This window comes from Sulfurospirillum sp. HTRB-L1 (assembly GCF_059415125.1).
This window is the reverse complement of record NZ_JCAHZR010000002.1, coordinates 514,881-540,317: the sequence shown is the minus strand read 5'-3', so window position 1 is coordinate 540,317 and position 25,437 is coordinate 514,881. Positions and strand designations below refer to the sequence as shown.

Sequence of the window (25,437 nt, the reverse complement as noted above, 5' to 3'; positions counted from 1 at the left end):
TTCTCTGTGACATTTAAAAGTTTTACTTAATACTAAAAATTAACTCAAACTTTTAAAATAAAAAATTACGCAAGGATGAAATCTTTAAGGGCGTTGACGTGGATATCGGTGGTGTCAAACAAGGAAATTTCAACATCATTAGCCTCTAGCAACATCCCTATTTCTGTGCATCCAAGCACGACGCCTTGGGTTGAAGGGTGTGCGCGTAAGTGCTCTTGAATGGTACGAACGTAGTACGTTTTGGAAGGCGCACACACCTTTCCTTTGCACAATTCTTCAAAAATGATACGGTCAATTTCTGCTGTTTCTTTAGGAATATGCACGCAAATGCCGTGTTCTATTAAAATGTCCTTGTAAAAGGCCTCTTGCATGGTAAAACGGGTTCCTAATAATAAAACCTCTTTAACGTTTTTATCCAAAAGTGCACGCGCGGTAGCCTGGGCGATGTGCAAAAAAGGAACCGAAATCGCCGCGCTAATCATGGGGGCGATTTTGTGCATGGTGTTGGTGCAAAGGGCGATGCCTTGGGCGCCTGCGCGCTCAAGTGCGGCCGCAGCAGTGGCGAGTTGCTGTCCAGCTTCTTCCCATTTTCCCTCCCGCTGCAACACTTCTATGGGGGCAAAATCCACCGAATGCAACCAAAGAGGCGCACTGTGTAACCCGCCCTTAGCCGCACCAATGGCGCGGTTTAGCTTGGTGTAATAATGGCTTGTAGATTCCCAACTCATGCCGCCGATTAGTCCGATACTTTGCATTGTCACTCCTGTATCACACCCTTACATGTAAGGGTATTTGGTGGCGGCGCCAAGAGGCCTTACATGTAAGGATTCCTAACGCCAAAACTCCAGCTTTTTTCCAAAACCCAAGCGGTTATCCGTCAGTTTAGCGTAGTCGATGCGCAGTGTCCATAGGGTCGGACGCATGGCGCGCGCAAAGGGGTACGCTTTGTAGTAGAGCTTGTAAGCGGTTTTATCACTTTGGGTGAGATGCCCTGTGCATTGCATTCCTTGAATGAGGCCGACAGATTTGGTTTCTAAGGTCACGGTACCCGCAACGTTTGGGTTTTCAAGGGCTTCTTGTATGTGGCGGGTCTTGGGGTCAGAGGCAAAGATAAAACACCCGTTTGGTGCGTCAAAGGCGTAAAAACAGCTACATGTATAGGGTTGGTTTCCTTTACATGTAGCCAAGTTTAGCACATGATGGTCTTTTAAAAAAACGTGAAACGCTTCGTCCATCATGGGTGCATATCTTTACTGACATCCCTCGCACTCGATGCTGCGATCTGCCACGTCTAGGGCGTTTTCGGGGCTTTGTGAGCGTAGGTAATAGGTCGACTTGATGCCAAGTTCCCACGCGAGCATGTAAATGTCGTTGAGGTATTTGCCGCTGGCTTTATCAAGGGTGATAAAAATATTGAGGCTTTGCCCTTGGTCAATCCACTTTTGGCGCACGGCTCCGGCTTTGATGAGCAAGCGTTGGTCAAGCTCGTACGCAGGGGTGTAAAAGTTCCACGTATTGGGCGAGAGGTTGGGCACAACCACGGGAATCATCCCTGAGAGGTTTTCTTCAAACCACTTGCGCTTGTACACAGGCTCGATAGTCTGGGTGGTGCCCACGAGGATGGAGATAGAACTGGTGGGGGCGATGGCCATCAAATAGCCGTTGCGCATCCCATGTTCTTTAACCTTGGTGCGAAGTTTTTCCCAGTCGTAGGTGGTGCCATCAAAGAGCCCGCCACGCTTCACAAGGGCTTTGGCGTTTTCGTTGGCCATGTCGATAGGGAAAATCCCCTGCGACCATTTGGAGCCTTGAAATTCGGGGTAGACCCCTTTTTCTACCGCAAGGTTAGAAGAGGCGTAAATGGCGTTGTAGCTCACCGCTTCCATGATTTCATCCACTTTGGCGAGGTGTTCGTAGCTACCCCAAACAATGCCTTGTTCGGCGAGCATTTGGGCTTCTCCCATAACACCAAGGCCGATGGCGCGTGAGGCAAGGTTGGTGCGCTTGACTTTGGCGTGGGGGTAAAAGTTGAGGCCGATGACGTTATCGAGCATGCGAATCGCAATGGGCACGCACCGTTCAATCTCCTCTTTGGTGTTGACCTTGGAGAGGTTGATGCTTGCTAGGTTACACACGGCGGTTTTACCTTCGCATTTTTCTTTTTCGACGATGTAAATGGCCTTACCTCCAAGGGAATCTAAGGCTGTAATCTTTTTTGCTTTTTTAGTAATACCACTATCAACCCGTACGTCTACGTCTTCTTCAAAGAGCTCCACGCTCTCATCTTCGTAAACCACTTTGATGAGGTAGTGGTTGGGTTGGGTGTTTTGGAAGATTTCCGTGCAGAGGTTTGAGCTTCGGATGATACCCGTGTGGCCATTGGGGTTGACACGGTTGGCGTGGTCTTTAAAGCACAAGAAAGGACTGCCGCTTTCAAAGTAGTTGAGCAAGATTTTCTTCCACAACTCTTTGGCTTTCATGCGCTCTTTGCTCACCGACTCATCTTTTTCGTACGCCTCATAGCGTGCTTCAAAGGCTTCTCCGTGAAGCTCACACAAGTCCGCGGTTTCCGCCGGGTCAAACAGCGTCCACATGCCATCTTCTTTAACCCGCTTCATAAACACGTCATTAATCCACAAAGCAGGAAACAGTTCATGGGTACGGCGGCGCTCTTCGCCAGAGTTTTTCTTCAAATCTAAAAAGTCAGACACGTCCATGTGCCAAGGCTCAAGATAAACCGCGATGGCTCCTTTGCGCGTGCCCAGTTGGTCTACGGCGATGGCGATGTCGTTGGTGATTTTCAAGAAAGGGATGATGCCTCCTGCGGCATTTTTGTGGCCATCGATGCTGCCGCCCATGGCGCGCACCAAGTTCCAGTCCCAGCCAATCCCTCCGCCAAATTTGCTTAGCAAACTCATCTCTTTGTAGCTGTCAAAAATCCCTTCGATATTATCAGGCGTGGAGCCGATGTAGCATGAGCTTAGTTGGTGGCGTGTGGTGCGGGCATTGGAGAGGGTTGGGGTGGCGAGCATCACTTCAAATTTGCTAATAAGGTCGTAAAATTTCTTTGCCCAATCTTGGCAGTTAAATTCGTGTTGGGCCAAGAACATGGCAATGGCCATAAACATGTGCTGGGGCAGTTCGATGTTCTTACCTTGGCGGTCTTTGATGAGGTAGCGGTCATGCAAGGTCTTGACACCCAGATAGGTAAATTGCAAGTCCCGCTCAGGGCGAATGTAGGCGTTGAGGTCATCTAGGTCGTACTTTTCTCGCAAGCCCATGAGGAGCCGCCCCTCTTTTTCACCCCGCTCAAAGTACTCTTTAAGGTGGCCATAATCGGAGTGGCCATTGACTTTATGGTAAAGGTCATACAAGAAAAGACGTGCCGCCACAAAGGTCCAGTTGGGACGGTCGATGTCAATCTTTTCCACAGCGGTTTTGATGAGGGTTTTTTGAATCTCTTCGGTGGAGATTTGGTCGCGAAACTGAATCTTAGCGTCTACTTCCAGTTCGCTTTGGTTGACATTGTCCAAGCCTGCTACGGCAGAGGAGGTGTATTTTTTGATTTTGGAAATATCCAAAGGCTCAGTGCGGCCATTGCGTTTTCGAACGGTTAGCATGTGGGTTCTCCAAAGACACGGGCAAAGATTTTATCGACATTTTTAGTGTAATAACTGTAGTCAAAACAAGCGCGGATGTGAGCTTCGTCCAGTTTTTCGCGCAAGTCCGCATCCTCAAGAAGGTTTTGCAAGAAGAGGCTTTCCCCTTGGGCGTTAAGGGCGGGTTTGCCTTGTTGGAGGTCGGCCCACACTTTCATGGCGTTGCGTTGGACGATTTTATACGCGTCTTCGCGGGAAACGTTGAGGGCAGGAAGTTCCAATAAAATGCGTTGGGAAAAGACAAGGCCGCCGGTGAGGTTGAGGTTGCGCATCATGTTTTGGGGGTAGACCACCAGTTTTTCAATAACCCCCGTGAGGCGTGTAAGCATAAAATCGGTGGTGATGAAGCCATCAGGCAAGATGAACCGTTCTACGGAGCTGTGGGAGATGTCGCGCTCGTGCCAAAGGGCGACGTTTTCCATGGCTGGCATGGCGTAGGAGCGAATCATGCGGCACAGGCCAGTGATGTTCTCGGTGAGCACAGGATTGCGTTTGTGGGGCATGGCAGAGCTGCCTTTTTGCCCTTTGCTAAAAAACTCTTCCGCTTCGTAGACTTCGGTGCGTTGGTAGTGGCGCACCGCAATGGCGATTTTTTCGCAACTAGACGCCAATAGCGCGAGTGCGTTCATGAGTGCTGCGTAGCGATCCCGTTGGATGATTTGATTGGAAGCGGGGGCGCAGGTGAGGCCAAGTTCTTGGCAGACAAACTCTTCAAGTTCTAAAGGCGCGTGGGCGAAGTTGCCCATGGCGCCACTGATTTGTCCAACGCTGATGGTTTTCATGACATGTTCGAGGTTTTCTAAAGAGCGTTTGATTTCATCGTGCCAAATGGCAAGCACGAGTCCGAAGGTGATGGGCTCGCCATGAATGCCGTGGCTGCGTCCGACCATCAAAGTCATTTTGTGTTCCATGGCGCGGGTTTTTAGGGCTGCCATTAACGCCTTTACGTCTTCAAGGATAAGCTCCAAAGAGTCGCGCATTTGCAAGGCCACAGCGGTGTCGATGCAGTCGCTACTGGTCATGCCATAATGCACCCAGCGGCTCTCCTCTCCAAGACTCTCCGAAACGCTTGTGAGAAAGGCGATGACGTCGTGTTTGGTTTCTTGTTCGATTTCGTCAATGCGCGCGATGTCAAAAGCGGCATGGGTCAAAATCTTTTGGCAATCTTCATCGGGAATAAGTCCGAGGGTATTCCATGCTTTGACGGCGGCTTTTTCTACCTTTAACCATGCATCATACTTTGCTTGAACAGTCCATTTTTCCTTCATCACTTCACGGGCGTATCGTTCTACCATTGGCTTACCTTTTTATGAGAAAAGCTTTAAAAAGCTCCTCTTTGGATATAATATTTTCTCTCTTTTCGTGTAAGAAAACTGTTACATGTAAAGGGTGAATTTTATCGAAATGTGAGTAAAGATTGCCTTATATAAAAAAACCATTTCTCATCCCCAAACCAACCCCTATTTACGCTTTTTTGATGGAAGCCATGGGGCTTAGTATCAAAGAATCCCAACGGTTCGTCGACCGTGGGCGTGTGTACCAAAACGATGTGGTTGTTACCGAAAAAAACCAACGGCTCAAGGGTGCCATTGAGGTGGTGGTATACGCCCCCGTTTCTCAAGGACTTCGCCCCGTGTTTGAAGAGGAAAACTTCGCACTTTTTGACAAGCCAAGCGGTTTGCTTGTGCATCCGACTAGCCGCAAAACACAGTACTCTTTGCATGATGAAATCTTACACCATTTTGGTGAAGAAGCCAAGATTGTGCACCGCCTTGACCGCGAGACGAGCGGGTTGATTTTGGTGGCGAAAAACAAACCGTGGGAAGTGACTCTAAAGCAGCTTTTTGAAAAGCGACGTGTGGACAAAACCTATGTGGCACTTGTGCGTGGCCATTTTCAAAAACCCATGCATGTGGATGCCCCCTTGTTAAATAACCAAGACTACAGCGATATTAAATTGCGTATGGTGGTGGACCCAGCAGGGAAACCTTCTCAGACAGAGTTTGAACCGTTGCGGTATTTTGCAGATATTGATGCGACGCTTGTAAAAGCAACCCCCCACACGGGCAGACAGCATCAAATTCGCGCCCATTTGTTTCACGTGAAACATCCTATCCTCGGCGACCCATTGTACGGCGTGCCCACGTGGGTGAGTGAGCAGTATCTGGATGAAACACTCACGTTAGCGGAGCGGTTAGAGTGGATGGGCGCGAGTAGATTGCTCTTGCACGCTAACACGTTAGCCTTTAGCGTAGGAGAAATAGCCTACACCTACCAGTCACCCTTGGAAATAGAAACGCTTTTTTACACCTTTGGAAAGGAAAAATATGCGAACAATTGTATGTAATGAGGAAACCGTAGCGCCTAGCACACTTTTTTGTGTGGGAAGAAATTATGTTGAACACATTAAAGAGCTTGGCAATGAAGCCCCTGAGTCCCCTGTTCTTTTTTTCAAGCCCAACAGTGTTTTGGCCGAAACCTTACATGTAAGCAAGTGGGAAGAAGCCATTCATTATGAAACGGAACTGGTTTTTGTGGTGGGCGAAAGTGGTTACAAGGGGGTTGGTGTTGGGCTTGATTTGACAAAAAGAGAATTGCAAAGCACGTTAAAAGCCAAAGGTCTTCCTTGGGAGCGTGCTAAATCTTTTCGTGGTGCTGCTTTGGTCAGTCCTTGCGTTGGTTTTACATGTATGGAAGATTTGCGTTTGGAACTGTGGATTGATGATGTGTTAGTGCAAGAAGGAGGTGTTAGTCAGATGATTTACCCTCCCCAATCAGTTCTTTTGGAGTTGGAAAGTTTTGTGGATGTTAGGGAAAATGACTTGGTTTTTACAGGGACTCCAAAGGGTGTTGGAGTCTGCCGTGTGGGCGAAGTGTTCGTGGGGAAGCTCTTTGAAAAAGAGCAGCTGTTAGTAGAACAAACGTGGCGGGTGTGTTAGTCTTTATCGATAAAAATAACTTTAATCATTGCACCGATACTAACAAGTGCAACGATTGCTAAAAAGATAACCTGCCCCCAATCAAGCATTGACATTGGCATTCCTTTCTTTGAGTTGTCCACAGGCAGCACTGATGTCAAGGCCTTTGGATTGGCGAATAGTACACACGATGCCGTGCGCATTAAGGTAGTCACGAAAGGCTTCCATTTCTCGCACATGAGGACGGGTGTAGGGGCTGCCTTCGTGAGGATTAAAGTAGATGAGATTCACTTTTGATTTAATCCCATGAAGCAAGGCTACGAGCTTTTTCGCACTTCCTAAATCATCGTTTCGTCCTCTGATGACAAGGTACTCAAACATAATGCGTTTGCGTTCATCAATAGGAAAGGCTTTTACCGCTTCAATGATGGAGGCAATGTTATAGGCTTTATTGATAGGCATGAGCTCTTGACGCAAGGCGTCATCCACCGCGTGCAAAGAAATAGCGAGTAAAATACCCAAATCCATCTCTCCGAGTTTTTTAATCTGATGACTCAACCCACTAGTAGAAATAGTTTGGCGTTTAGGGGAGATGGAAAGGCCGTCCAAATCCGCAAAAATTTTCACCGCTTTGGCTACCGCGTCAAGATTATCAAGAGGTTCACCCATGCCCATGTAGACGATATTGACCCGACGTTCAGGGGAGATGCCGTGACGTTTTTTAAGAGCTAAGACTTGTCCGACAATCTCACCCGCACTGAGGTTACGCACAAAGCCCCCTTTGGCGGTGAGGCAAAAGGTGCAGCCAATCTTGCAGCCTACTTGCGAAGAGATGCAAATGGTAAACTTAGGATGGCTTACGCGCCGCCCTTCTTCGTCTACCACTTCTTCTTTCATGGGTAAAAGGACAGATTCGATGGTGTGTCCATCACGCAAACGAAACAAGGTTTTGATACTTCCGTCTTTACTGGCCTCTTCGTGTGCAACAGTAAGCGGGGTGAAATCATAGGTTTGCGCAAGGGTATCGCGCATAGCTTTGGGGAGGTTGCTCATGGCTTCTGCGTCATCCACGTAACCTTGGTAGAGCCATTTGAAAATCTGTTTTGCACGAAAAGCAGGAGAAAAAACGAGACCAAGTTCCTCTTTGGTAAAGTCCAGTAAGCACGGTTTTAACATAATTCTCTCCAGTGGTCTACAACCAAAGTATGCAAGCGTTTTTTGGCTTCTTCGTGGTGGGCTACAAAAGAAGTATGGGCATCTTCAAAACAGTAGTTGGTAACAACAAAAAGACCAAATGCAGGGATATTGAAGTATTTTGCAACACTTAGCACAGCAAAAAATTCCATATTTTCAACGTCGCAATTTGCTTCAAGATAGCGTTTTGAAATGGTAGAATTGGCGGTGATGTAATTGCTTGAATTCACAGAAACCTGTGGAAATGTTTCACGTGAAACAAATGGTGAGTGGTGTGAAATCTCGGGGGAAATGGGCGAATACGCCTGCCCCAATAATCCACTCATTTCGAGGTTGAGCGCATGGGTGCTCACGCAAACATCCAGCAAAGGTACCCCGCCATAGCTCCCTGCACTTCCCACAAAAAGTAAGTGTTTGGGGGATTCTTGAAGGCACAAACGTGTTAATGCTATAGCACTTTCTACAAGCCCAATGCCAACAGGTTTGGCAAAGGAGAAGCTTTCGCTTTTGCCCGCGCAGACAATCATAGGCGCACCGCAATGCCTTGATTATGCAAATAACGCTTCAAATCCATGATGTCAATCTCTTTAAAATGAAAAATAGAAGCAGCAAGGGCTGCGTCAGCGTGGTTCTCAAAAGCCTCTTTGATGTGCTCCATCGTCCCTGCCCCGCCACTGGCGATGACAGGAATATCAAGCATTTGGCTCATTTGAGAAGTCAGCGGGATGTCGTAGCCATTTTTCGTCCCATCGCAATCCATAGACGTGAGTAAAATCTCTCCAGCGCCGCGTTCTTGTAGTTCTTTAGCCCACGTCAGCGCGTCTTTTCCAGTGTCGATACGCCCACCATTGATGTACACGTGCCACGCGTCGCCTGTGCGTTTGGCGTCGATTGCGACGACAATGCACTGGGTGCCAAAACGTTGGGCCGCTTCGTTGATAAATTCAGGATGATGAATGGCCGCAGAATTGATGCTCACCTTGTCACACCCTACATGTAAGAGCCTGTAAATGTCTTCTAATTTGCGAATTCCCCCGCCAACTGTGAGGGGAATAAACACTTCCTTAGCAACCTTAGCGACAATGTCAACAATAGTATCGCGTCCTTCGTGAGAAGCGGTGATGTCCAAAAATGTCAGCTCATCCGCCCCCTCTTCGTTGTAGCGTTTAGCAACTTCCACGGGGTCGCCTGCATCTTTGAGCCCGACAAAATTGACGCCCTTGACGACGCGGCCATTGTCTACATCGAGGCAGGGGATGATGCGTTTGGCAAACTCTTCCATGGAATTCCTTTAAGCAAGCATTGAACGGTGCGTGGTTGCAGCGTTTAGTGGGCAAAGTCTAGCTAAAAAGGGGCTAAAAACTACTTAAGCCAAAGCAAGAGGCGTGAAAAAATAGGCCTAAAAAAGCCCATCAAATGCCTCTTTGAAAGAAAATAAGGCAAACAGAAAAAGGGCTTCATAGACTTTACAGAATTAATCGGCTATAATGTGCGCCTTTAGGAGCGTGCATGAGTGTGAAAGCCAAAAAAATGTTTGGACAGAATTTTCTCAAAGACACCTCCGTGTTACATCGAATCATCCAATCGATGCCCGAAGATTCAACCCGCGAATTGATTGAAATCGGCCCTGGATTAGGTGATTTGACGCAGTGGCTACTCCAAAAAAGAGGTGTAGTAGCCTACGAAGTCGATAGAGACTTGTGCGCCTATTTAAACGAGAGATTTGCAAAAGAGTGCAAGGCGAAACACTTTACCTTGCATCAAGGCGATGTATTAGCCATCTGGGACCAGCAAGGAAGCCTTAGTGCAACACGTTACGACGTGGTCGCTAACCTACCTTACTATATTGCAACAGCGATCATTTTACGTGCCCTTAATGACACCCAATGCCAAAGCCTTCGGGTGATGGTTCAACGGGAAGTCGCGCAAAAATTTGCCGCCAAGCCAAAGGAAAAAAACTTTGGTTCGTTGGGGATTTTAGCGCATACGTTAGGAACGGTAGAGATTTTGTTCGATGTCCCTCCGAGTGCCTTTGAGCCACCGCCTAAGGTGGTTTCATCGGTATTGTGGATACAAAAGCAACGTGAGTTTGTGGGGGAAAATGGCGTTTTTGAGAACAGACAAATGCACCACGCATTTGAACAGTACCTCAAGAGTGCTTTTTGTGCTCCCCGCAAGCGTTGGTTGAAAAACCTAAGTGCTCAGTATGATAAAACACTGCTTGCTTCTTTGTTAGAAACGCACTCTCTCTCGTTAGACGTTCGAGCCCATGAAATCGACACTGCGACACATCATCACCTCTTTAAACAACTAACAAAGGTGAATGATTATGTCAGAAATGAACAGCAACAACAACGACTCCAGTAACAACCCTAGCCCAACCTCTTCTGAGGCACCCGCAAAACCACGCAGACGCAGACGTCCTCGAAAACCTCAAGGACAAAAACCAGTTCCTCAAGATGCTACCCTAACCCCTTCCGTAGAATCAGCAGACGCGCCTGAGGCGACAGTAGCACACACGTCTGAGGGCAAACCAAGCAGACCAGCCCAGGGCAATAAAAACCGACGCAAAAACGCTCCTACTCCTATTGTGGGTAATGAGCCATGGCAAAAAGACATTGCGCGGGTCATCGAAGCTAACAAAAAAGCCCACCATGAGCGCTTAAACATGTTTTCTAAAAATACATCTACTGCAAAAGTACGCATCACACCTTTGGGTGGTCTTGGGGAAATCGGTGGAAACATGACGGTAATTGAGACAGAAACCAGTGCGATTATCATCGACGTAGGGATGAGTTTTCCTAGCGAAGATATGCACGGAGTGGATATCTTGGTGCCCGATTTTGACTACGTTCGCAAAATCAAAGACAAGGTTAAAGGCATTGTTATTACCCATGCCCACGAAGATCACATCGGGGCGGTTCCTTACCTCTTTAAAGAGATGCAATTCCCCATTTACGCTACCCCACTTCCTCTGGGAATGCTCTCCAATAAATTTGACGAGCATGGTCTAAAGCAAGCTAAAAAACTGTTTCGTCCTGTGGAAAAACGCAAAATTTATCAGATTGGGGAGTTTGATGTAGAGTGGATGCACATCACCCACTCTATCATCGATGCTTCCGCGTTGGCTATTACATGTAAAGCCGGCACCATCTTCCACACGGGCGATTTTAAAATCGACCACACGCCAATCGATGGCTATGTGAGCGACTTGAACCGTTTCGCGGAGTATGGAGAAAAAGGCGTTTTGTGTATGTTAAGCGACAGCACCAATTCCCACAAAGAAGGCTTTACGCGCTCTGAAAGTTCTGTGGGTAAAACCTTTGATGCCATTTTTTCCAAAGCCAAAGGACGTGTCATTATGTCCACCTTTTCCTCCAACATCCACCGTGTGTATCAGGCGATTGAGCACGGGTTGATTTACGGACGCAAGGTTGCGGTCATTGGACGCTCTATGGAGCGCAACTTAGATATGGCGCGCGAGCTTGGCTACATTGACCTTGATAAGAGTATTTTTATTGATGCCAATGAGGTGCACAAATACCCCGACAATGAGGTGCTTATCGTCACCACGGGAAGCCAAGGGGAAACCATGGCGGCCCTTTATCGCATGGCAACAGACGAGCACCGTCACATCAAAATCAAGCCTACTGACCAGATTATTATCTCTTCTAAGGCCATTCCGGGCAATGAAAACAGCGTCTCTACAGTGCTTAACTTTTTGCTCAAAAGCGGTGCGAGCGTTGCCTACCAAGACTTTAGTGAAATCCACGTGAGTGGCCATGCTGCCCAAGAAGAGCAAAAGCTCATGATTCGCTTGGTTAAACCTCAGTTTTTCATCCCTGTGCACGGGGAATTAAACCACACGCTAAAACACCAAGAAACGGCGATTAAGTGTGGCGTAGAAGCACGAAATACCCTTACTATGTCCGATGGTGATCAAATTGAAGTGTGCACAAAGTACATCAAAAAAGTCAAAACCGTCAAAACAGGCAAGGTGTTTATCGACAATCAAATCAACAAACAAATTGCCGATGATGTGGTTATCGACCGCCAAAAATTGGCAGAAGCAGGGGTGGTGATGTTGATTGCACAAATTAACAAAGACGACCACAAGCTTGCAGGTAAACCGCGCGTGGTGAGCTATGGATTGGTGCCTGATCGTGAAGACAAAGCCTTTTCAAAAGAGCTTGAAGAGGTGCTGATTCAGTTTATTACTAATGCCAAAAAAGAGCTGTTGCAAAACCAACGTGCCCTTGAAAACGAAGTGCGTCAAGTGGTGCGAAAACATATTTTCCGTTCCCTTAAAAAATATCCAACCATCGTGCCAACTATTTTTGTAATGTAAGGTGGAAAGATGAACAACTACCAACAAATCGCCAAGGAAGTGCTGATGCTTGAAGCCAAAGAACTTCTCAATACAGCACAAACCCTTGGTGAAGAGATGGAAGCCGCCGTCATGCTTGTGGCAAACACTAAGGGCAAATTGATTGTTACGGGTGTGGGAAAAAGCGGACTTGTGGGAGCGAAGATTGCTGCGACGTTGGCCAGTACAGGCACGAGCAGTTTTTTTCTCCACCCCACGGAGGCGATGCACGGAGATTTAGGGATGATTGGCAAAGATGACGCAGTCTTAGCCATCAGCTACAGTGGTGAAAGTGAAGAGTTGGTGCGTATTTTGCCACACATTAAGCGTCTTAATATTTCGCTCATTGGGATGGCACGCGCCAAAAATACCACACTAGGACGCTACAGCGACGTTTTTTTGCCCGTACATGTAGAAAAAGAAGCTTGTCCACTAGACGCGGCACCGACGTGTTCTACGACTCTTACGTTGGCCCTTGGCGACGCACTGGCGGTGTGCCTCATGAAGCACCGTAATTTCCAAAAAGAAGATTTTGCTTCCTTCCACCCTGGTGGCACACTTGGAAAGCGGTTGTTTGTGCGTGTTAGTGACGTGATGCGCAAGGATAATCTACCCATCATTAGCGAAACTACCTTGCTAAAAGATGCGATTACGGTGATGAGCGAAGGGCGCTTAGGAAGCGTGCTGTTAGTGGATTCTGAGGGCAAGCTCACCGCAATTTTAAGCGATGGCGACTTGCGAAGGGCTTTGATGCATCAGGATTTTTCACTGGAAAATGCCTCCCTTTGTTACGCCACTAAAAACCCCAAAACGTTTACTAACGAAAACATGTTAGCCAGTGATGCGTTAGCCTTGATTGAGTCTTATAAGATTCAATTGGTGGTCATCACGGATTCCCATTCGCGCCCCCTTGGGGTGTTACACATTCACGACCTCGTGGAAGCAGGCATTCAATGAACCCCGAAACCAAACGGCTTAACAAATTTATTTCCCATAACACCAAGTATTCGCGGCGCGAAGCGGACAAGCTCATCCAAGAGGGCAAAGTGCGGGTAAATAACCACATTGCCACTGACCTTTCGATCCAGATTAAAGAGGGTGACAAGGTGAAAATCAATGAGCGCCCTATTCACCCCAAGGAAGATTTTACCGTTTTGGTATACCACAAACAAAAGGGTGAATTGGTGAGTAAAAAGGATGACCGTGGACGCAAAACCATCTACGACACCTTGCCCAAACGCTATGCCAACTACCTCAGTGTGGGGCGTTTGGACTTTGCCAGTGAGGGGTTGTTGCTCCTTACGGACTCTCCCGTCATCGCTTCTGCCCTCATGCACAGTGACTTGGAACGGATGTATTACCTAAAAATCAAAGGTGACGTGACGCCAGCGATGATTGAAGCCATGCGCAATGGCCTGGTTGCCGCCGATGCCACCAAGGGTGGGCATGAAAAAAGTGAGATTAGGTCTATGACATTCGCACCTTTTTTGGCTTATGGTGTTTTAAACAGCACAGGAGGCTATACGCGGCTCAAAGTGGTTATTAGCGAAGGTAAAAACCGAGAGTTACGCCGCTTTTTTGGCTATTTTGATGCCGATGTGGTGGAGCTAAAACGGGTAAGTTACGGACGCGTGAGCCTAGACATGCTAAAACCTGGCAAGCACCGCTTTTTGGAAAACAGCGAGTACGAAGATTTGCGTAGCTTCCTTAAAGAGCGAGGCATCCGCTACTAATGGACGCCTTGGCGTTACGCTTTCGCCCTAAAACCCTCGAAGAGATGGTGGGGCAAGGGCACCTTGTGGGTGAGGGAAGCCCCCTTCGCGCTCTTTTAAAAGGGGGCAAAATGCCCCACGCCATGTTTTTTGGCCCTCCAGGAACGGGTAAAACCACCCTTGCGCGCATTGTGGCAAGCATGCTTGATGCGCCTTTTTATGAGTTGGATGCCACGAGCTTGAAAGTGGAATCCTTTCGCAAGATTTTCGCTTCCCATCAACACGCCCTTGTCAAGCCGCTTATTTTTGTGGATGAGGTGCACCGTTTGAGCAAAACCCAGCAAGAAGTGCTACTCTTGCCCATGGAAAACCACGAAGCCACCGTCATTGGCGCTTCCACAGAAAACCCCTACTTCGCCCTAAGTAATGGCATTCGCTCCCGCTCCATGTTGTTTGAATTCAAGCCCCTAGAAGCAGGGGATTTGCACACCCTTTTGGTGCGGGTTCAAAACGCCCTTGGGTTTACCATCACGCCTGAAGCTGCCGATTATGTGGTGGATTCAAGTGCAGGAGACACGCGGGCCATGCTAAACTTGCTTGAATACGCCTTACATGTAAACGCGCACATTGACTTGCCTTTGCTCAAATCCTTACGCCCTGCCCCACTTAAAGATGGCGTAAGTAGCGACGACACCCATTATCAACTTGCCAGTGCGCTTATTAAAAGCATTCGAGGCTCAGATGTGGACGCGGCGTTGTATTATTTGGCACGGTTGATTGACGGGGCTGAGACGCCTGAGTTTATCGCAAGACGCTTGGTGATTTTAGCGAGCGAAGATGTGGGCAATGCTAATCCAAACGCGCTTAATCTCGCAGTGAGTACCATGCAGGCGGTGAAAATGATAGGCTATCCCGAATCGCGCATCATTCTTGCCCAGTGTGTGGTCTATCTGGCCTCTTCACCCAAATCTAATAGCGCTTATGATGCCATCAATAAAGCCCAAGCTTATGTGACAAACAAGCCGCGCCTAGAGGTGCCTGCCCACCTTAAAGAGCCCACCCGTCAAGGGTACCTTTACCCGCACACGTTTGGGGGTTGGGTAAAACAAGCGTACACGAGCAAGCCTGTGCAATTTTACACTTCCAGTGGGGTCGGGTTTGAAAAAACGTTGGATGAGTGGCTCCATAAAATCCGCACGAAAGACGCGCCTAAAAAGGCTTCCACAGACGAATGAGACTTAGTATCCCTGCATACTCATGCAGAGCCAAGTAACTGCGTGATAAATTTCCAAAAGAGGGAAAATAGTCTTGCCAAGAGCCCTCACGAGGCGCATCGAGTTTAAAATCCGTTGCGTAAGGCACTACCTCAAACCCTACGTGTTCAAACAAGCGCACACTGCGCTTCATGTGGTATGCAGAGGTAACAAGCACGATGCGCGGTGTTTCCCCAAACAACGCGCGCGTTAACACTGCGTTTTCGTAAGTATCGCGGCTTCTGTCTTCCAAAATAACCCTAAACCCCTCCCCTGTTTCAGAAAATGCAATCCCAAAAGGCAAGAAAATGGCTTCAAGGGAGTTTGCAAACCCTTGGGCTTCGGTAAGTTGTTTGTCGCCACCCCCAGTGTACACCAACGGAACGTCATAAGTTTTAGCAAGTCCTAGGCCTGCAAGAGCGCGTTTGAGGCCATCACTGGTAAGGGATAAGGGTTGTCCTTGAATCACGCCACCTCCTAACACAATCACCGCATCAGGTGCTTGCAATGGGGCATTAAAGACACGATAAGGAGTTTCCAAAGGGGAGAGGAGCTTTGCGGCCAAAAAAGGGGTAGAAAGGCCATAAAGCGCTAAAGCGCAACAAAAGAAGAAAAAACGAAAACGCTTGGCCCACACGGCTGCCCCTAAAAGCACTAGGATGAACATCCCAGGGGGCAGCACAAAAGCGGTAAAAAGTTTAGAAAGGACAAACATTAAAGGAGGCGAACACCCGAAATTCCCGCCTTCATGGTGCCAATAACATAGCCATCAGAGCCTTCTAGGACGGTATCTAGATTTTCAGGACTCACCACTAGCACCATGCCCACACCCATGTTAAAGGTGCGGTACATTTCTGCTTCTTCCACGTAGTCGCTCATGAAATTGAACACCGGCAAGGTGCGAATGGAGGCTTTTTCCACTTCGGCCCCAAGGCCCTCAGGAAAGACGCGAGGAAGGTTTTCTACGATGCCACCACCTGTGATATGCGCAAGGGCGTTGATGTAGGGTTTGAGGGTTTTAAATTCATGAACATAGATGCGCGTAGGTTCAAGCAAGATGTCGATGAGGGGTTTTCCTGCAATTTCATTCTCAAAACTGTAGCCTAGTTTGTCAAAAAAGAGTTTGCGCACAAGGGAATAGCCGTTGGAGTGAATGCCCGAACTTGGAAGAGCCACTAACACGTCCCCGTCCTTTACATGTAAGGCGCGGTCCATTTCGCTTTTTTCTGCAATGCCCACCGCAAAGCCCGCAAGGTCAAAATCTCCCCCATGGTACATGCCCGGCATTTCGGCTGTTTCGCCACCAATCAAGCTTGTTTGCGCCCGCTTACATCCCTCGGCAATACCTTTGACCACATCGATAGACGCGTCAAGTTCCAATTTGCCCGTGGCGTAATAGTCAAGAAAAAAGAGTGGCGTGGCAAAGTTACAGATGAGGTCGTTGACGCACATGGCCACCAAGTCAATCCCAACGGTGTCAAAGCGGTGGGAATCAATAGCCAGTTTTAACTTGGTCCCTACCCCATCAGTCGCGCCCATTAAGACAGGCTCTTGAAAGCCTTTGGGGAGTTCGTAGGCTCCCGCAAATGACCCGATGCCACCCATGACATTGGGGCTAAATGTTGCTTTTACAAGAGGTTTAATGGCCTCAACAAAGGCATTTCCTGCATCAATATCTACACCCGCTTCTTTATAGCTCACACTCTGTTTCATTTATTTTTCCCATTGGCATGGCGGCACACGTTTGCGTACTGTCCTGGTTGAAGGACAAACGTTTGTTACCGCCCAGATTAAAATCATTGCGCCCACAAAGGGGTGCAAGATCACCGCAAATTATACAAAATCACTCCACGCTAGGAATAAAATCAGCCCCAATACGAAAGCCATCATGAGTTGCCCAAGGTGCTCTACGCACACAAGACAAACTCTTGCACGCAAAATTTTAGGTGATTTTAGCTAAAACATGTTAAAATCGGGGTTAATACAAGGCACGAAGCAAAGGATTTAAGACGGTGCAAGGGGTGGTCATTACAGGAGGCATTGGCACAGGAAAAAGTACCGTGTGTCGCCGTTTGCGTGCCCTTGGCGTAGAAGTGATTGACGCGGACAGTATTGCCCATGCCTTATTGCAAGAACACCATCAAGAAATCGAACAATTGTTCACAAAAGCGTGCGTTGAAGAGGGGATTGTAAACCGCAAGGTCTTGGGAGAGATTGTCTTTTCTGACCCCAAGGCGCGCAAGCAACTTGAAGCCTTGTTGCACCCCAAAATCCACCGCGCGATGATGGAAGCGTGGGAAGCGTGCCGCCAAAGCGGCCAACTGTGCGTGTTAGACGTCCCTTTGTACTACGAAACAAAGAGTGTGTATGCGGGCTTTAAAGTTGCCTTGGTGTACGCGCCAAAAGCGGCGCAATACGCCCGCGTAAAGCAGCGAGATGGGCTAAGCGATGCGGCCATTAAAGCCCGCTTGGAAGCACAAATAGACAGTGAACATAAGCGCCAATGGGCGGAGTATGTGATTGATAATTCGCGTGATGAAGCGCATCTCGAAGAGGAGATTTTGCGGTTTTACCGCTGGTTAAAGGAATGCAATGCAAGTGAGTAAATACAGTGCGAGTGGCAATGATTTTGTCATTTTTCACACCTTAGCAAAACAAAACCGCTCCGCCTTGGCGCGACAGCTGTGTGATCGCCATGAAGGCGTGGGTGCGGATGGGATGATAGTCCTTATCCCCCACGAGCGGTGCGATTTTGAATGGGAATTTTACAACAGTGATGGCTCGCAACCTGCCATGTGCGGCAACGGCTCAAGGGCCTGTGCGCACTACGCGTTAGCTAACGGACTAGCACCCTCTTCTATGCGGTTCATGAGTGGCGCGGGCGAAATTGGCGCGGTGGTAGAGGGAAACGTGGTGGAGAGTGAACTTACCCTTGCCTCGGAAGTATTGGCCCCCTTTGAAGCCAAGGGCGCGCGGTGGTTTTTCTTTGACACGGGCGTACCCCACGTGGTGACGTTTGACCTGCCTTTTGACCTTGCCTTGGCTAAAACAATGCGGGAAACGTACAATGCCAATGTGAATTTTTGCACCTACGACAAGGCCTTACATGTAAGGACATACGAACGGGGTGTTGAGGGGGAAACACAAGCGTGTGGGACGGGAATGGTCGCTGCTTTTTTAAGTGTTTATCGCTACCAAAATGGTCCAGCATGCTTGGAAGTCATTCCCACCAGTGGCGAACGGTTGCAAGTGCGTATAAGCGGCGAAACCCTTTTTCTTAAAGGCGCTGTAAAGCTCGCGTTTACTGCTCAGGTGCAGAGCGTATGATGCGGCTATGGCTAGGCCTCATGGTGACGGTGCTGTGGATGAATGGAGCAGGGTTTCCGCAGGAGTACTATGCCATCCAAAAAAGCAACGAACAACGCCAAGCTTTTGGGAAAATCTTGCGTCCTTTGGTGGAAAAAACCAACCAAGAGATTTTAAGCGAGCGCGCCTTTGTAAAGCGATTTTTTCAGACCTATTTGCCCCACGCCTTTCGCGAGGTGCCCGACCATGACCTTTTAAAACTTGCCGCATTGCGAAAAAAGTACCGCGTAGAGGCTTTGTACGATCGTGCGGAGTATTTGAGGCGTATTGATATTATTCCTATTTCGTTAGCACTTGCGCAAGGAGCCATTGAGAGCGGCTGGGGAAAGAGCCGTTTTGTGCGAGAAGCCAATAACATTTTTGGCCACTGGACGTGGGGTGAAAAAGGGTTGGTGCCGTTAAACCGCACGGAGGGCATGACCCATCGGATTCGCATTTTTGACTCGTTGAAAGAATCCGTGGAAGCGTACGCGCTTAACCTAAACCGTCATTATGCTTATGAAATGTTTCGCAAAGAGAGGGCCCAAGCCCATCAAAAACAAAAAGCCTTTGGCGGCACAGAGGCCGCCAAGACGATGATTTATTATTCGGAGATTAGAGAGCGGTACGTGGAGATGCTAAAAAAAGCGATGCAGGAAAATAACTTTCATCTTTACGATACGCCTAGAGCCCCGCTAGCTTCATTGCTTCCGCTTGAAAGTGGGCTATTACTGGGTCAATAATCTCATCAAAAAAGCCGCCTTCCATGATGGCATCAAGGCGGTAAAGAGTGAGGTTCGCGCGGTGGTCAGTGATGCGATTTTGAGGGTAGTTGTAGGTGCGAATGCGCGCACTCCTATCCCCTGTCCCCACTTGAAGCTTACGCTCTTGCATCTCTTTGGCCATGCGCTCTTGCTCTTGCAAATCGTACAATCGTGCTTTTAGTACACGCATTGCCGCATCTTTGTTTTTGTGCTGGGATTTGCCGTCTTGGTTGACAACCACCAAGCCTGTGGGAAGGTGGGTAATGCGCACGGCACTGTCGGTGGTGTTAACAGACTGACCGCCGTTACCGGAACTGCGCATCACGTCGATTTTTAGGTCGCTTGCGTTGATGTCAATCTCAATGTCGTCCACTTCAGGCATGACCGCTACGGTGATGGCAGAAGTATGAACGCGCCCTTGAGACTCAGTGGCTGGAACACGCTGGACGCGGTGAACGCCCCCTTCGTATTTCATACGACTATACGCCCCCTGCCCCTTGATGACAACAATCACCTCTTTGTAGCCGCCCATCACCCCTTCGCTTTGACTAACCATTTCCACTTTCCAGTTTCGCACTTCGGCGTAGCGCAGATAGGCTTTAAAAAGGTCTGCGACAAACAACGCAGCCTCATCGCCACCTGTGCCCGCGCGAAGTTCTAAAAAGGTATTGCGGTCGTCGTTGGGGTCTTTGGGCAAAAGGAGAATCTTAATCTCTTCTTCCAAGGCCTCTTTGCGGGGTTCGAGCTCTTTTATCTCTTCTTTGGCCAATTCCCACAGTTCCGCATCGTCAAGCAAGAGCTTATTTTGCGCCAGCTGTTCGCACGTATCCAAATACGAAGTCGCCGCATCTTTGATGCCTTCAAGACTGGACTGTTCTTTGGAGAGTGCCGTCATGCGTTTGATGTCTGTGACAATCCCTGGGTCGCTTAAGAGCCTCGTGATTTCATTGTAACGATTCAAAAACGGAAGAAGTTTTTCTCTTAACATGGCGGTAAACTAGTGGTAAGTGTGCAAAAAAAAGAGAGGGCCGCGAAATTATTCTGCGGCACTGTTGAGGGTACTAACTGCTTTAGAAAGACGGCTAACTTTGCGAGCAGCGCTGTTTTTCTTTAAGAACCCGCGGCTTACGTAGCTGTGAAGACTTTTGTTTGCAGCTTTAAATGCAGTTTGTGCTGCGTCAACATCGCCAGCAGCAATAGCAGCGTGCACTGCCTTGGTAAGATTTTTCATTCTGGTGCGATAAAATCGGTTGCGTTCAGTTCTTACGATGGTTTGTCGCGCGCGTTTTTCAGCGGACTTATGATTCGCCATTTCAAATGCCTTTTCGTGTAAAATTTTAGTCTTGGATTATACAGAATTAAAAATTAAACAAAACTTATTTTCAGTAAGATTTAAAGAAAAAAAGGCTCTTTTTCCCGCTTTAGTACCCCTAAAAGCTTTGAAAGAGTTTGTGTTACAATACCGCCATGATTTTTAGCTTACATGTAAAGGTTATGGTATGAAACTTTTTGGAACCGATGGCGTGCGGGGCAAAGCAGGGCGAAAACTGGATGCAACCACCGCGATGCGGCTGGCCATGGCGGCAGGGATTTATTTTAGAAAACACTCCAGAACCAATAAAATTATCATCGGCAAAGACACCAGACGTAGCGGGTATATGATTGAAACAGCGATTGTCGCGGGACTCACAGCAGTGGGGTACAACGTGCGGCAAATTGGCCCGATGCCCACCCCTGCCATCGCTTTTTTAACTGAAGATATGCGGTGTGACGCGGGGATTATGATTAGTGCTTCGCACAATGCGTACTACGACAATGGGATTAAATTTTTTGACCACCAAGGCAATAAGCTAGACGAAAAAGCCGAAGCGGCTATTGAGAAAATCTTTTTTAACGATGCCTTAATTGAGAAAAACCAAAAAGAAGAGCTAGAGATTGGCAGTGCCAAGCGGATTGATGATGTGATTGGTCGGTATATTGTGCAGATTAAAAACTCTTTTCCAAAAGCGTTGACTCTAAGTGGAATGCGTGTGGTGCTTGATGTGGCTAACGGAGCGGCGTATAAAGTGGCACCGACGATTTTTAACGAACTGGGTGCGGAGACCTTTGTGATTAACGATGACCCCGATGGGAGCAATATTAACCTCAACTGCGGCGCGCTCCATCCTGAAGCACTTAGCGACCAAGTGCGAAAACTGCGCGCAGATATTGGGTTTGGGTTTGATGGGGACGCGGATAGGTTAGTGGTGGTAGATGAGACGGGCGCGGTAGTGCAGGGTGATAAACTTTTGGGTGCGTTGGCGTTGCACCTAAAACACGCAGGCATGTTGCAAGGAGGAGGCTTGGTTACCACCGTCATGAGCAACCAAGCCTTGGAAGATTTTGCCCTAAAACACGATATGGTGTTGCACCGATGCAATGTGGGTGATAAATACGTTCTTGAAACCCTGCGGGAAAAAGGGATGAATTTTGGAGGAGAACAAAGCGGGCACATCATTTTCTCTGATTTTGCTAAAACAGGGGATGCCCTTGTGGCGGCCATGCAAGTGATGGCATATTTGTTGGTTTCCAAGAAAAAAGCGAGCGTGCTACTTTCTCCTTTTGAGCTTTACCCCCAGCTTTTGCACAATATCACCGTAGGCACCAAGGTACCTTTGGAAAAAATCGAGGGCTACGAAGCCCTAGAGCAAAGTATTCAAGCGGAAAAAATTCGCGTGTTGGTACGCTATTCGGGGACGGAAAATTTACTGCGTCTATTGCTCGAGGGGGAAGACGCACAACGTTTACACGAGCACATGGAAACCTTGGAAACCTTCCTTAAAAAGGCACTTAATGGTTAAGGTTTGGGCCATTTTTGCAGTCAGTTTTGGTGTTGTTTTTCTTTTGGATCAGTGGATAAAAGGCTTTTTTATTGAGAGCGGGTTTCGGTGGCACGGGGAGTATTTTTCCCTCATTTTAACCTATAACAAAGGTGTCGCTTTTTCCATGTTTGCTTCGTTGGGGCCGTGGCTTAAGGTGATTCAGGTGGGACTGATTGCGGGAATTTTAGGGTACTTGGTGCAAAACAAAACCATGGTGCAAGACCACCATATTCCTTTGGGGATGCTCTTGGGCGCGGGCAGTAGTAATGTATTTGACCGCTTTGTGCACGGGGGCGTGGTGGATTATGTATTTTGGCACCGTTGGTTTGAGTTTGCGGTGTTTAATGTTGCCGATGTGGTGATTAATGTTGCCGTAGCCATTATTTTATTGCAAACCTTTGTGCTGTTTAAAAAAGCACCCCAATGAGCCAACCTAGGCCTTACATGTAAGGCCTAAAAAGCGGCATTTAAGCCAAATTAAAACCTTTGAGAGCTATAATCTCAACTCTTTAAATTGTGGGATCGCGTAGCTCAGTTGGTAGAGCACTACCTTGACATGGTAGGGGCCGTTGGTTCAAGTCCAATCGTGATCACCATTTTTTGTTCTCCCGCCCGTATGGGAGTTCAGCAGGTAAAAGGAAAGACAGCTATGAGCGAACCTATCGCATACCTCGTGGACGGCATGCCCGTCGATACACAAACCGTTGCCGCAAAATCCCTCCAAGGCTCACCCCTTTTTTTTGACAATTCCGAAGCATCACTTGAACTAATTCGTCACTCCACGGCCCATTTGATGGCACATGCTATCAAACGTTTGTACCCCGAGGCGAAATTTTTCGTAGGACCGGTGATTGAGGATGGCTTTTATTATGATTTTCGCACAGAAGTTAAGATCACCGAGGCAGAATTAAAAACCATCGAAAAAACGATGCTCGACATTCTCAAAGAAAAACATCCTATTGAGCGCTACGCGCTTACCAAGGCGGAGGTCGCGGAAAAATTTGCCCACGACGATTTAAAACAAGAAGTGCTAAAACGCATTCCCGAGGGAAGTGTTTCTATTTATAAACAAGGGGACTTTGAAGACATTTGCCGTGGCCCCCATGTGCCCAATGTAAGCATCTTGCGCTTTTTTAAATTGATGCGCGTTGCGGGTGCGTATTTGGGCGGCGATGAAACCAAAGAGATGCTTACACGCATCTACGGTACTGCCTTTGCTGATAAAGAAACCCTCAAAGAGCATTTGGCCATGATCGAAGAAGCCAAAAAACGTGATCATCGCAAACTTGGCAATGAACTGAAACTCTTTACCTTTGACGATGAAATCGGCTCGGGATTGCCCATTTGGCTTCCCAATGGCAGCAGATTGCGCTCCAAATTGGAGCATTTATTGTTTGCTGCGCACCGTAAACGAGGCTATCAACCCGTGCGGGGCCCTGAAATTCTCAAAGCAGATGCCTGGAAAGTGAGCGGCCATTACGACAATTATGGCGAAAATATGTATTTTACGGTGATTGATGAGATGGAGTATGGCATCAAGCCCATGAACTGCGTGGGCCATTTGAAAGTCTTTCAAAGTGATGTGCGCTCTTACCGTGATTTGCCTTTAAAATTTTTCGAATACGGCGTGGTGCATCGCCATGAGAAAAGCGGCGTCTTGCACGGCTTGTTTCGTGTGCGCGAGTTTACCCAAGATGATGCCCATATTTTCTGTACCCCCGAACAAATCAAAGAAAACGTCATCGAAATCTTAGAATTTGTTGACCAAATCATGAAAAGTTTCGGCTTTACCTATGAGATGGAGATTTCCACCAAACCAGCTAAGGCCATTGGCGAGGACGCGGTCTGGGAAAAAGCCACCCAAGGGCTCAAAGACGCGCTAGATGAGCACGGGTTTGTTTATGGGATTGATGAGGGTGGTGGCGCTTTTTATGGCCCAAAAATCGACATCAAAATCACTGACGCCTTGAAACGTAAGTGGCAGTGTGGTACCATACAGGTGGATTTCAATTTACCTAGCCGTTTTGACCTTGGTTATATTGACCAACACAACGAACGCGCTCAGCCTGTGATGATTCACCGCGCTATCTTGGGGTCATTTGAACGCTTTATTGGGATTTTGATTGAACACACCGGCGGGGAATTTCCCTTCTTTATCGCCCCAACACAAGCGGTAATTGTGCCTATTGGTGAAGAACACCACGGGTATGCCAAAGAGTTGGCACGTAAGTTGCTTGAACTTGGCATCGATGCAGAAGTTTCAGCAAAGAACGAAAGCCTCAACAAGCGCATTCGTACTGCTGAAAAACAGCGGGTTCCGATGATTTTAGTCGTAGGCGAAGAAGAGGTCAAAAACCAAAGTGTTGCCCTAAGGGACAGACGTGAGCGAACACAATCCACGTTGTCTTTAGAGGAGCTATTACAACATATGAAGGAGAAAATGAGTGAGGTACGCTTTTGAGTAAACAAAAAGACGTCATGCTTAACGACGAGATACGAGCACATGAAGTGAGGTGTATTGGGGACGACGGTACCCAGTATGGGATTATCTCCCGCAATGAAGCACTCTTAATTGCTGAGAAAATGGGCTTGGATTTGGTACTCATAGCACCTGAGGCCACGCCACCTGTGTGTAAGGTGATGGACTACGGTAAGTTCAAATACCAACAGGACAAAAAGCTCAAAGAAGCAAAAAAGAAGCAAAAAAGTATCGAGGTTAAAGAGATTAAGCTTTCTGTCAAAATCGCACAAAATGATGTGAATTACAAAATTAAGCATGCCCGCGAATTTTTAGAAGAGGGCAAACATGTCAAATTTCGTGTTTTCTTGCGAGGACGAGAAATGGCAAACCCCCAAGCTGGCATTGACGTGCTTGAGCGTGTGTGGCCCCTTGTAGAAGACATCGCAGACCGTGACAAAGAACCTGCCCTTGAGGGGCGCTTTGTGAACATGATGACCTTCCCCAAAAAAGACAACTCCAAGTAATTTAACGCACCTCTAAGTATTTTTTGGCTAACATGTTTGGCTTTGAAAAATGCTTAGGGGTTCCCCTTTATTTTTCAAGAGACACAGCAAGGAGACTACTATGCCGAAAATGAAAACGGTACGTGGTGCGGCAAAGCGCTTTAAAGCGACAAAAAACAAGATTAAACGTGGTTCAGCATTTCGTAGCCACATCTTGACCAAAAAGCCCACGAAGCGTATGCGCGGACTTAAAGAATCTCAGTATGTGGATAGCACCAATGTTAACGGTGTGAAACTCATGCTTTGCCAAAAATAAGCGCGCTAGAAACAAGGTTTTGGCGGTTGCGCCATTTGAAGATTGCTATCCCCCTAGAGAGTAGGGAAAGTCCTAGCAGTAGGCA

General features: G+C 47.8%; 26 protein-coding genes and 1 tRNA gene. 16 read left to right on the top strand and 11 right to left on the bottom strand.

The features are described 5' to 3' along the window. Nucleotides 1-65: 65 nt before the first annotated feature. From AC5SLM_RS05495 to purB, 4 genes are all read right to left on the bottom strand, one after another. The gene (locus AC5SLM_RS05495; protein ID WP_495249925.1) at nucleotides 66-755 is read right to left on the bottom strand and encodes an aspartate/glutamate racemase family protein; all 690 of its coding nucleotides are present in this window, start codon (nucleotides 753-755) and stop codon (nucleotides 66-68) included. A gap of 75 nt (nucleotides 756-830) precedes the next feature. After that, the gene (locus tag AC5SLM_RS05490; RefSeq protein ID WP_495249924.1) at nucleotides 831-1,238 is read right to left on the bottom strand and encodes a hypothetical protein; all 408 of its coding nucleotides are present in this window, start codon (nucleotides 1,236-1,238) and stop codon (nucleotides 831-833) included. Nucleotides 1,239-1,250: 12 nt separating this feature from the next. After that, entirely contained in the window at nucleotides 1,251-3,620 is a 2,370-nt protein-coding gene (locus AC5SLM_RS05485) for a ribonucleoside-diphosphate reductase subunit alpha (RefSeq protein WP_495249923.1), read from the bottom strand. Next, nucleotides 3,614-4,954, bottom strand: coding sequence for an adenylosuccinate lyase (gene purB / locus AC5SLM_RS05480; RefSeq protein WP_495249922.1), 1,341 nt, complete (start codon nucleotides 4,952-4,954; stop codon nucleotides 3,614-3,616). Before purB ends, AC5SLM_RS05485 begins: the two co-directional genes overlap by 7 nt. A gap of 191 nt (nucleotides 4,955-5,145) precedes the next feature. Between purB and AC5SLM_RS05475 the strand changes: the two genes are divergently transcribed. Beyond that, a complete protein-coding gene (locus AC5SLM_RS05475) occupies nucleotides 5,146-6,006 on the top strand; it encodes an RluA family pseudouridine synthase (protein WP_495249921.1) in 861 nt (286 codons plus the stop codon). Continuing rightward, nucleotides 5,987-6,598 carry a fumarylacetoacetate hydrolase family protein gene (locus AC5SLM_RS05470; RefSeq protein WP_495249920.1) on the top strand — a complete coding sequence of 204 codons (612 nt, stop codon included), beginning with the start codon at nucleotides 5,987-5,989 and terminating at the stop codon, nucleotides 6,596-6,598. Before AC5SLM_RS05475 ends, AC5SLM_RS05470 begins: the two co-directional genes overlap by 20 nt. Nucleotides 6,599-6,679: 81 nt before the next feature. Here AC5SLM_RS05470 and rlmN read toward each other — a convergent pair whose 3' ends face one another. The 3 genes from rlmN to hisF are packed head-to-tail and all read right to left on the bottom strand — an operon-like array spanning nucleotide 6,680 to nucleotide 9,053. Continuing rightward, complete coding sequence (rlmN, locus tag AC5SLM_RS05465; protein WP_495249919.1) at nucleotides 6,680-7,753, bottom strand: dual-specificity RNA methyltransferase RlmN; 1,074 nt, start codon at nucleotides 7,751-7,753, stop codon at nucleotides 6,680-6,682. After that, entirely contained in the window at nucleotides 7,747-8,298 is a 552-nt protein-coding gene (locus AC5SLM_RS05460; RefSeq protein ID WP_495249918.1) for a 5'-methylthioadenosine/S-adenosylhomocysteine nucleosidase family protein, read from the bottom strand. The genes rlmN and AC5SLM_RS05460 overlap by 7 nt, the downstream gene beginning before the upstream one ends. After that, nucleotides 8,295-9,053 (bottom strand): imidazole glycerol phosphate synthase subunit HisF, encoded by a 759-nt coding sequence (hisF, locus tag AC5SLM_RS05455; RefSeq protein WP_495249917.1) that lies wholly within the window; start codon nucleotides 9,051-9,053, stop codon nucleotides 8,295-8,297. The genes AC5SLM_RS05460 and hisF overlap by 4 nt, the downstream gene beginning before the upstream one ends. A 227-nt stretch (nucleotides 9,054-9,280) precedes the next feature. Between hisF and rsmA the strand changes: the two genes are divergently transcribed. From rsmA to AC5SLM_RS05430, 5 genes are read left to right on the top strand one after another with little or no spacing between them, the layout of a single operon-like run. Further along, nucleotides 9,281-10,138 (top strand): 16S rRNA (adenine(1518)-N(6)/adenine(1519)-N(6))-dimethyltransferase RsmA, encoded by an 858-nt coding sequence (gene rsmA, locus AC5SLM_RS05450; RefSeq protein WP_495249916.1) that lies wholly within the window; start codon nucleotides 9,281-9,283, stop codon nucleotides 10,136-10,138. Next, a complete protein-coding gene (locus tag AC5SLM_RS05445) occupies nucleotides 10,101-12,119 on the top strand; it encodes a ribonuclease J (protein WP_495249915.1) in 2,019 nt (672 codons plus the stop codon). The genes rsmA and AC5SLM_RS05445 overlap by 38 nt, the downstream gene beginning before the upstream one ends. Before the next feature lie 9 nt (nucleotides 12,120-12,128). After that, nucleotides 12,129-13,094 (top strand): KpsF/GutQ family sugar-phosphate isomerase, encoded by a 966-nt coding sequence (locus tag AC5SLM_RS05440; protein ID WP_495249914.1) that lies wholly within the window; start codon nucleotides 12,129-12,131, stop codon nucleotides 13,092-13,094. Beyond that, nucleotides 13,091-13,870, top strand: a complete 780-nt coding sequence (locus tag AC5SLM_RS05435) for a pseudouridine synthase (protein WP_495249913.1) — start codon at nucleotides 13,091-13,093, stop codon at nucleotides 13,868-13,870. The genes AC5SLM_RS05440 and AC5SLM_RS05435 overlap by 4 nt, the downstream gene beginning before the upstream one ends. Continuing rightward, nucleotides 13,870-15,084, top strand: a complete 1,215-nt coding sequence (locus tag AC5SLM_RS05430; RefSeq protein ID WP_495249912.1) for a replication-associated recombination protein A — start codon at nucleotides 13,870-13,872, stop codon at nucleotides 15,082-15,084. Before AC5SLM_RS05435 ends, AC5SLM_RS05430 begins: the two co-directional genes overlap by 1 nt. Here the strand turns inward: AC5SLM_RS05430 and AC5SLM_RS05425 are convergent. Together AC5SLM_RS05425 and purM are read right to left on the bottom strand one after the other, a co-directional pair. Next, nucleotides 15,059-15,817: a YdcF family protein gene (locus AC5SLM_RS05425; protein ID WP_495249911.1), complete on the bottom strand. Its 759-nt coding sequence runs from the start codon at nucleotides 15,815-15,817 to the stop codon at nucleotides 15,059-15,061. The two genes, AC5SLM_RS05430 and AC5SLM_RS05425, sit on opposite strands and share 26 nt — an antisense overlap. After that, complete coding sequence (gene purM / locus AC5SLM_RS05420) at nucleotides 15,817-16,815, bottom strand: phosphoribosylformylglycinamidine cyclo-ligase (protein WP_495249910.1); 999 nt, start codon at nucleotides 16,813-16,815, stop codon at nucleotides 15,817-15,819. Before purM ends, AC5SLM_RS05425 begins: the two co-directional genes overlap by 1 nt. Nucleotides 16,816-17,114: 299 nt before the next feature. Between purM and coaE the strand changes: the two genes are divergently transcribed. Genes coaE through AC5SLM_RS05405 form a run of 3 tightly spaced genes read left to right on the top strand, consistent with a single transcriptional unit; the run spans nucleotide 17,115 to nucleotide 19,190 of the window. Next, on the top strand, nucleotides 17,115-17,708 hold the full coding sequence (gene coaE, locus AC5SLM_RS05415; protein WP_495249909.1) for a dephospho-CoA kinase: 594 nt from the start codon (nucleotides 17,115-17,117) through the stop codon (nucleotides 17,706-17,708). Then, nucleotides 17,695-18,429 (top strand): diaminopimelate epimerase, encoded by a 735-nt coding sequence (dapF, locus tag AC5SLM_RS05410; RefSeq protein ID WP_495249908.1) that lies wholly within the window; start codon nucleotides 17,695-17,697, stop codon nucleotides 18,427-18,429. Before coaE ends, dapF begins: the two co-directional genes overlap by 14 nt. Beyond that, a complete protein-coding gene (locus AC5SLM_RS05405) occupies nucleotides 18,426-19,190 on the top strand; it encodes a glucosaminidase domain-containing protein (protein ID WP_495249907.1) in 765 nt (254 codons plus the stop codon). Before dapF ends, AC5SLM_RS05405 begins: the two co-directional genes overlap by 4 nt. Here the strand turns inward: AC5SLM_RS05405 and prfA are convergent. After that, nucleotides 19,132-20,199: a peptide chain release factor 1 gene (prfA, locus tag AC5SLM_RS05400; protein ID WP_495249906.1), complete on the bottom strand. Its 1,068-nt coding sequence runs from the start codon at nucleotides 20,197-20,199 to the stop codon at nucleotides 19,132-19,134. The genes AC5SLM_RS05405 and prfA overlap by 59 nt on opposite strands. A gap of 48 nt (nucleotides 20,200-20,247) precedes the next feature. Beyond that, a complete protein-coding gene (rpsT, locus tag AC5SLM_RS05395) occupies nucleotides 20,248-20,523 on the bottom strand; it encodes a 30S ribosomal protein S20 (RefSeq protein WP_495249905.1) in 276 nt (91 codons plus the stop codon). A gap of 187 nt (nucleotides 20,524-20,710) precedes the next feature. Between rpsT and glmM the strand changes: the two genes are divergently transcribed. The 6 genes from glmM to rpmI all read left to right on the top strand — a co-directional run bounded on the left by glmM (nucleotide 20,711) and on the right by rpmI (nucleotide 25,352). After that, nucleotides 20,711-22,051: a phosphoglucosamine mutase gene (gene glmM, locus AC5SLM_RS05390; RefSeq protein ID WP_495249904.1), complete on the top strand. Its 1,341-nt coding sequence runs from the start codon at nucleotides 20,711-20,713 to the stop codon at nucleotides 22,049-22,051. Further along, on the top strand, nucleotides 22,044-22,499 hold the full coding sequence (gene lspA / locus AC5SLM_RS05385) for a signal peptidase II (RefSeq protein WP_495249903.1): 456 nt from the start codon (nucleotides 22,044-22,046) through the stop codon (nucleotides 22,497-22,499). The genes glmM and lspA overlap by 8 nt, the downstream gene beginning before the upstream one ends. A 93-nt stretch (nucleotides 22,500-22,592) precedes the next feature. After that, nucleotides 22,593-22,668: transfer RNA gene (locus AC5SLM_RS05380), tRNA-Val, on the top strand. A gap of 53 nt (nucleotides 22,669-22,721) precedes the next feature. Then, entirely contained in the window at nucleotides 22,722-24,533 is a 1,812-nt protein-coding gene (gene thrS, locus AC5SLM_RS05375; RefSeq protein ID WP_495249902.1) for a threonine--tRNA ligase, read from the top strand. Beyond that, on the top strand, nucleotides 24,530-25,057 hold the full coding sequence (gene infC, locus AC5SLM_RS05370; protein WP_495249901.1) for a translation initiation factor IF-3: 528 nt from the start codon (nucleotides 24,530-24,532) through the stop codon (nucleotides 25,055-25,057). Before thrS ends, infC begins: the two co-directional genes overlap by 4 nt. A 100-nt stretch (nucleotides 25,058-25,157) precedes the next feature. Beyond that, the gene (gene rpmI / locus AC5SLM_RS05365) at nucleotides 25,158-25,352 is read left to right on the top strand and encodes a 50S ribosomal protein L35 (protein ID WP_495249900.1); all 195 of its coding nucleotides are present in this window, start codon (nucleotides 25,158-25,160) and stop codon (nucleotides 25,350-25,352) included. The last annotated feature ends 85 nt before the right edge of the window (nucleotides 25,353-25,437 follow it).

Coding starts and splice junctions, on each gene's coding strand:
- AC5SLM_RS05495 (WP_495249925.1), bottom strand. CDS start 755: ATGCAAAGTATCGGACTAATCGGCGGCATGAGTTGGGAATCTACAAGC.
- AC5SLM_RS05490 (WP_495249924.1), bottom strand. CDS start 1,238: ATGATGGACGAAGCGTTTCACGTTTTTTTAAAAGACCATCATGTGCTA.
- AC5SLM_RS05485 (WP_495249923.1), bottom strand. CDS start 3,620: ATGCTAACCGTTCGAAAACGCAATGGCCGCACTGAGCCTTTGGATATT.
- purB (WP_495249922.1), bottom strand. CDS start 4,954: ATGGTAGAACGATACGCCCGTGAAGTGATGAAGGAAAAATGGACTGTT.
- AC5SLM_RS05475 (WP_495249921.1), top strand. CDS start 5,146: ATGGGGCTTAGTATCAAAGAATCCCAACGGTTCGTCGACCGTGGGCGT.
- AC5SLM_RS05470 (WP_495249920.1), top strand. CDS start 5,987: ATGCGAACAATTGTATGTAATGAGGAAACCGTAGCGCCTAGCACACTT.
- rlmN (WP_495249919.1), bottom strand. CDS start 7,753: ATGTTAAAACCGTGCTTACTGGACTTTACCAAAGAGGAACTTGGTCTC.
- AC5SLM_RS05460 (WP_495249918.1), bottom strand. CDS start 8,298: ATGATTGTCTGCGCGGGCAAAAGCGAAAGCTTCTCCTTTGCCAAACCT.
- hisF (WP_495249917.1), bottom strand. CDS start 9,053: ATGGAAGAGTTTGCCAAACGCATCATCCCCTGCCTCGATGTAGACAAT.
- rsmA (WP_495249916.1), top strand. CDS start 9,281: ATGAGTGTGAAAGCCAAAAAAATGTTTGGACAGAATTTTCTCAAAGAC.
- AC5SLM_RS05445 (WP_495249915.1), top strand. CDS start 10,101: ATGTCAGAAATGAACAGCAACAACAACGACTCCAGTAACAACCCTAGC.
- AC5SLM_RS05440 (WP_495249914.1), top strand. CDS start 12,129: ATGAACAACTACCAACAAATCGCCAAGGAAGTGCTGATGCTTGAAGCC.
- AC5SLM_RS05435 (WP_495249913.1), top strand. CDS start 13,091: ATGAACCCCGAAACCAAACGGCTTAACAAATTTATTTCCCATAACACC.
- AC5SLM_RS05430 (WP_495249912.1), top strand. CDS start 13,870: ATGGACGCCTTGGCGTTACGCTTTCGCCCTAAAACCCTCGAAGAGATG.
- AC5SLM_RS05425 (WP_495249911.1), bottom strand. CDS start 15,817: ATGTTTGTCCTTTCTAAACTTTTTACCGCTTTTGTGCTGCCCCCTGGG.
- purM (WP_495249910.1), bottom strand. CDS start 16,815: ATGAAACAGAGTGTGAGCTATAAAGAAGCGGGTGTAGATATTGATGCA.
- dapF (WP_495249908.1), top strand. CDS start 17,695: ATGCAAGTGAGTAAATACAGTGCGAGTGGCAATGATTTTGTCATTTTT.
- AC5SLM_RS05405 (WP_495249907.1), top strand. CDS start 18,426: ATGATGCGGCTATGGCTAGGCCTCATGGTGACGGTGCTGTGGATGAAT.
- prfA (WP_495249906.1), bottom strand. CDS start 20,199: ATGTTAAGAGAAAAACTTCTTCCGTTTTTGAATCGTTACAATGAAATC.
- rpsT (WP_495249905.1), bottom strand. CDS start 20,523: ATGGCGAATCATAAGTCCGCTGAAAAACGCGCGCGACAAACCATCGTA.
- glmM (WP_495249904.1), top strand. CDS start 20,711: ATGAAACTTTTTGGAACCGATGGCGTGCGGGGCAAAGCAGGGCGAAAA.
- lspA (WP_495249903.1), top strand. CDS start 22,044: ATGGTTAAGGTTTGGGCCATTTTTGCAGTCAGTTTTGGTGTTGTTTTT.
- thrS (WP_495249902.1), top strand. CDS start 22,722: ATGAGCGAACCTATCGCATACCTCGTGGACGGCATGCCCGTCGATACA.
- rpmI (WP_495249900.1), top strand. CDS start 25,158: ATGCCGAAAATGAAAACGGTACGTGGTGCGGCAAAGCGCTTTAAAGCG.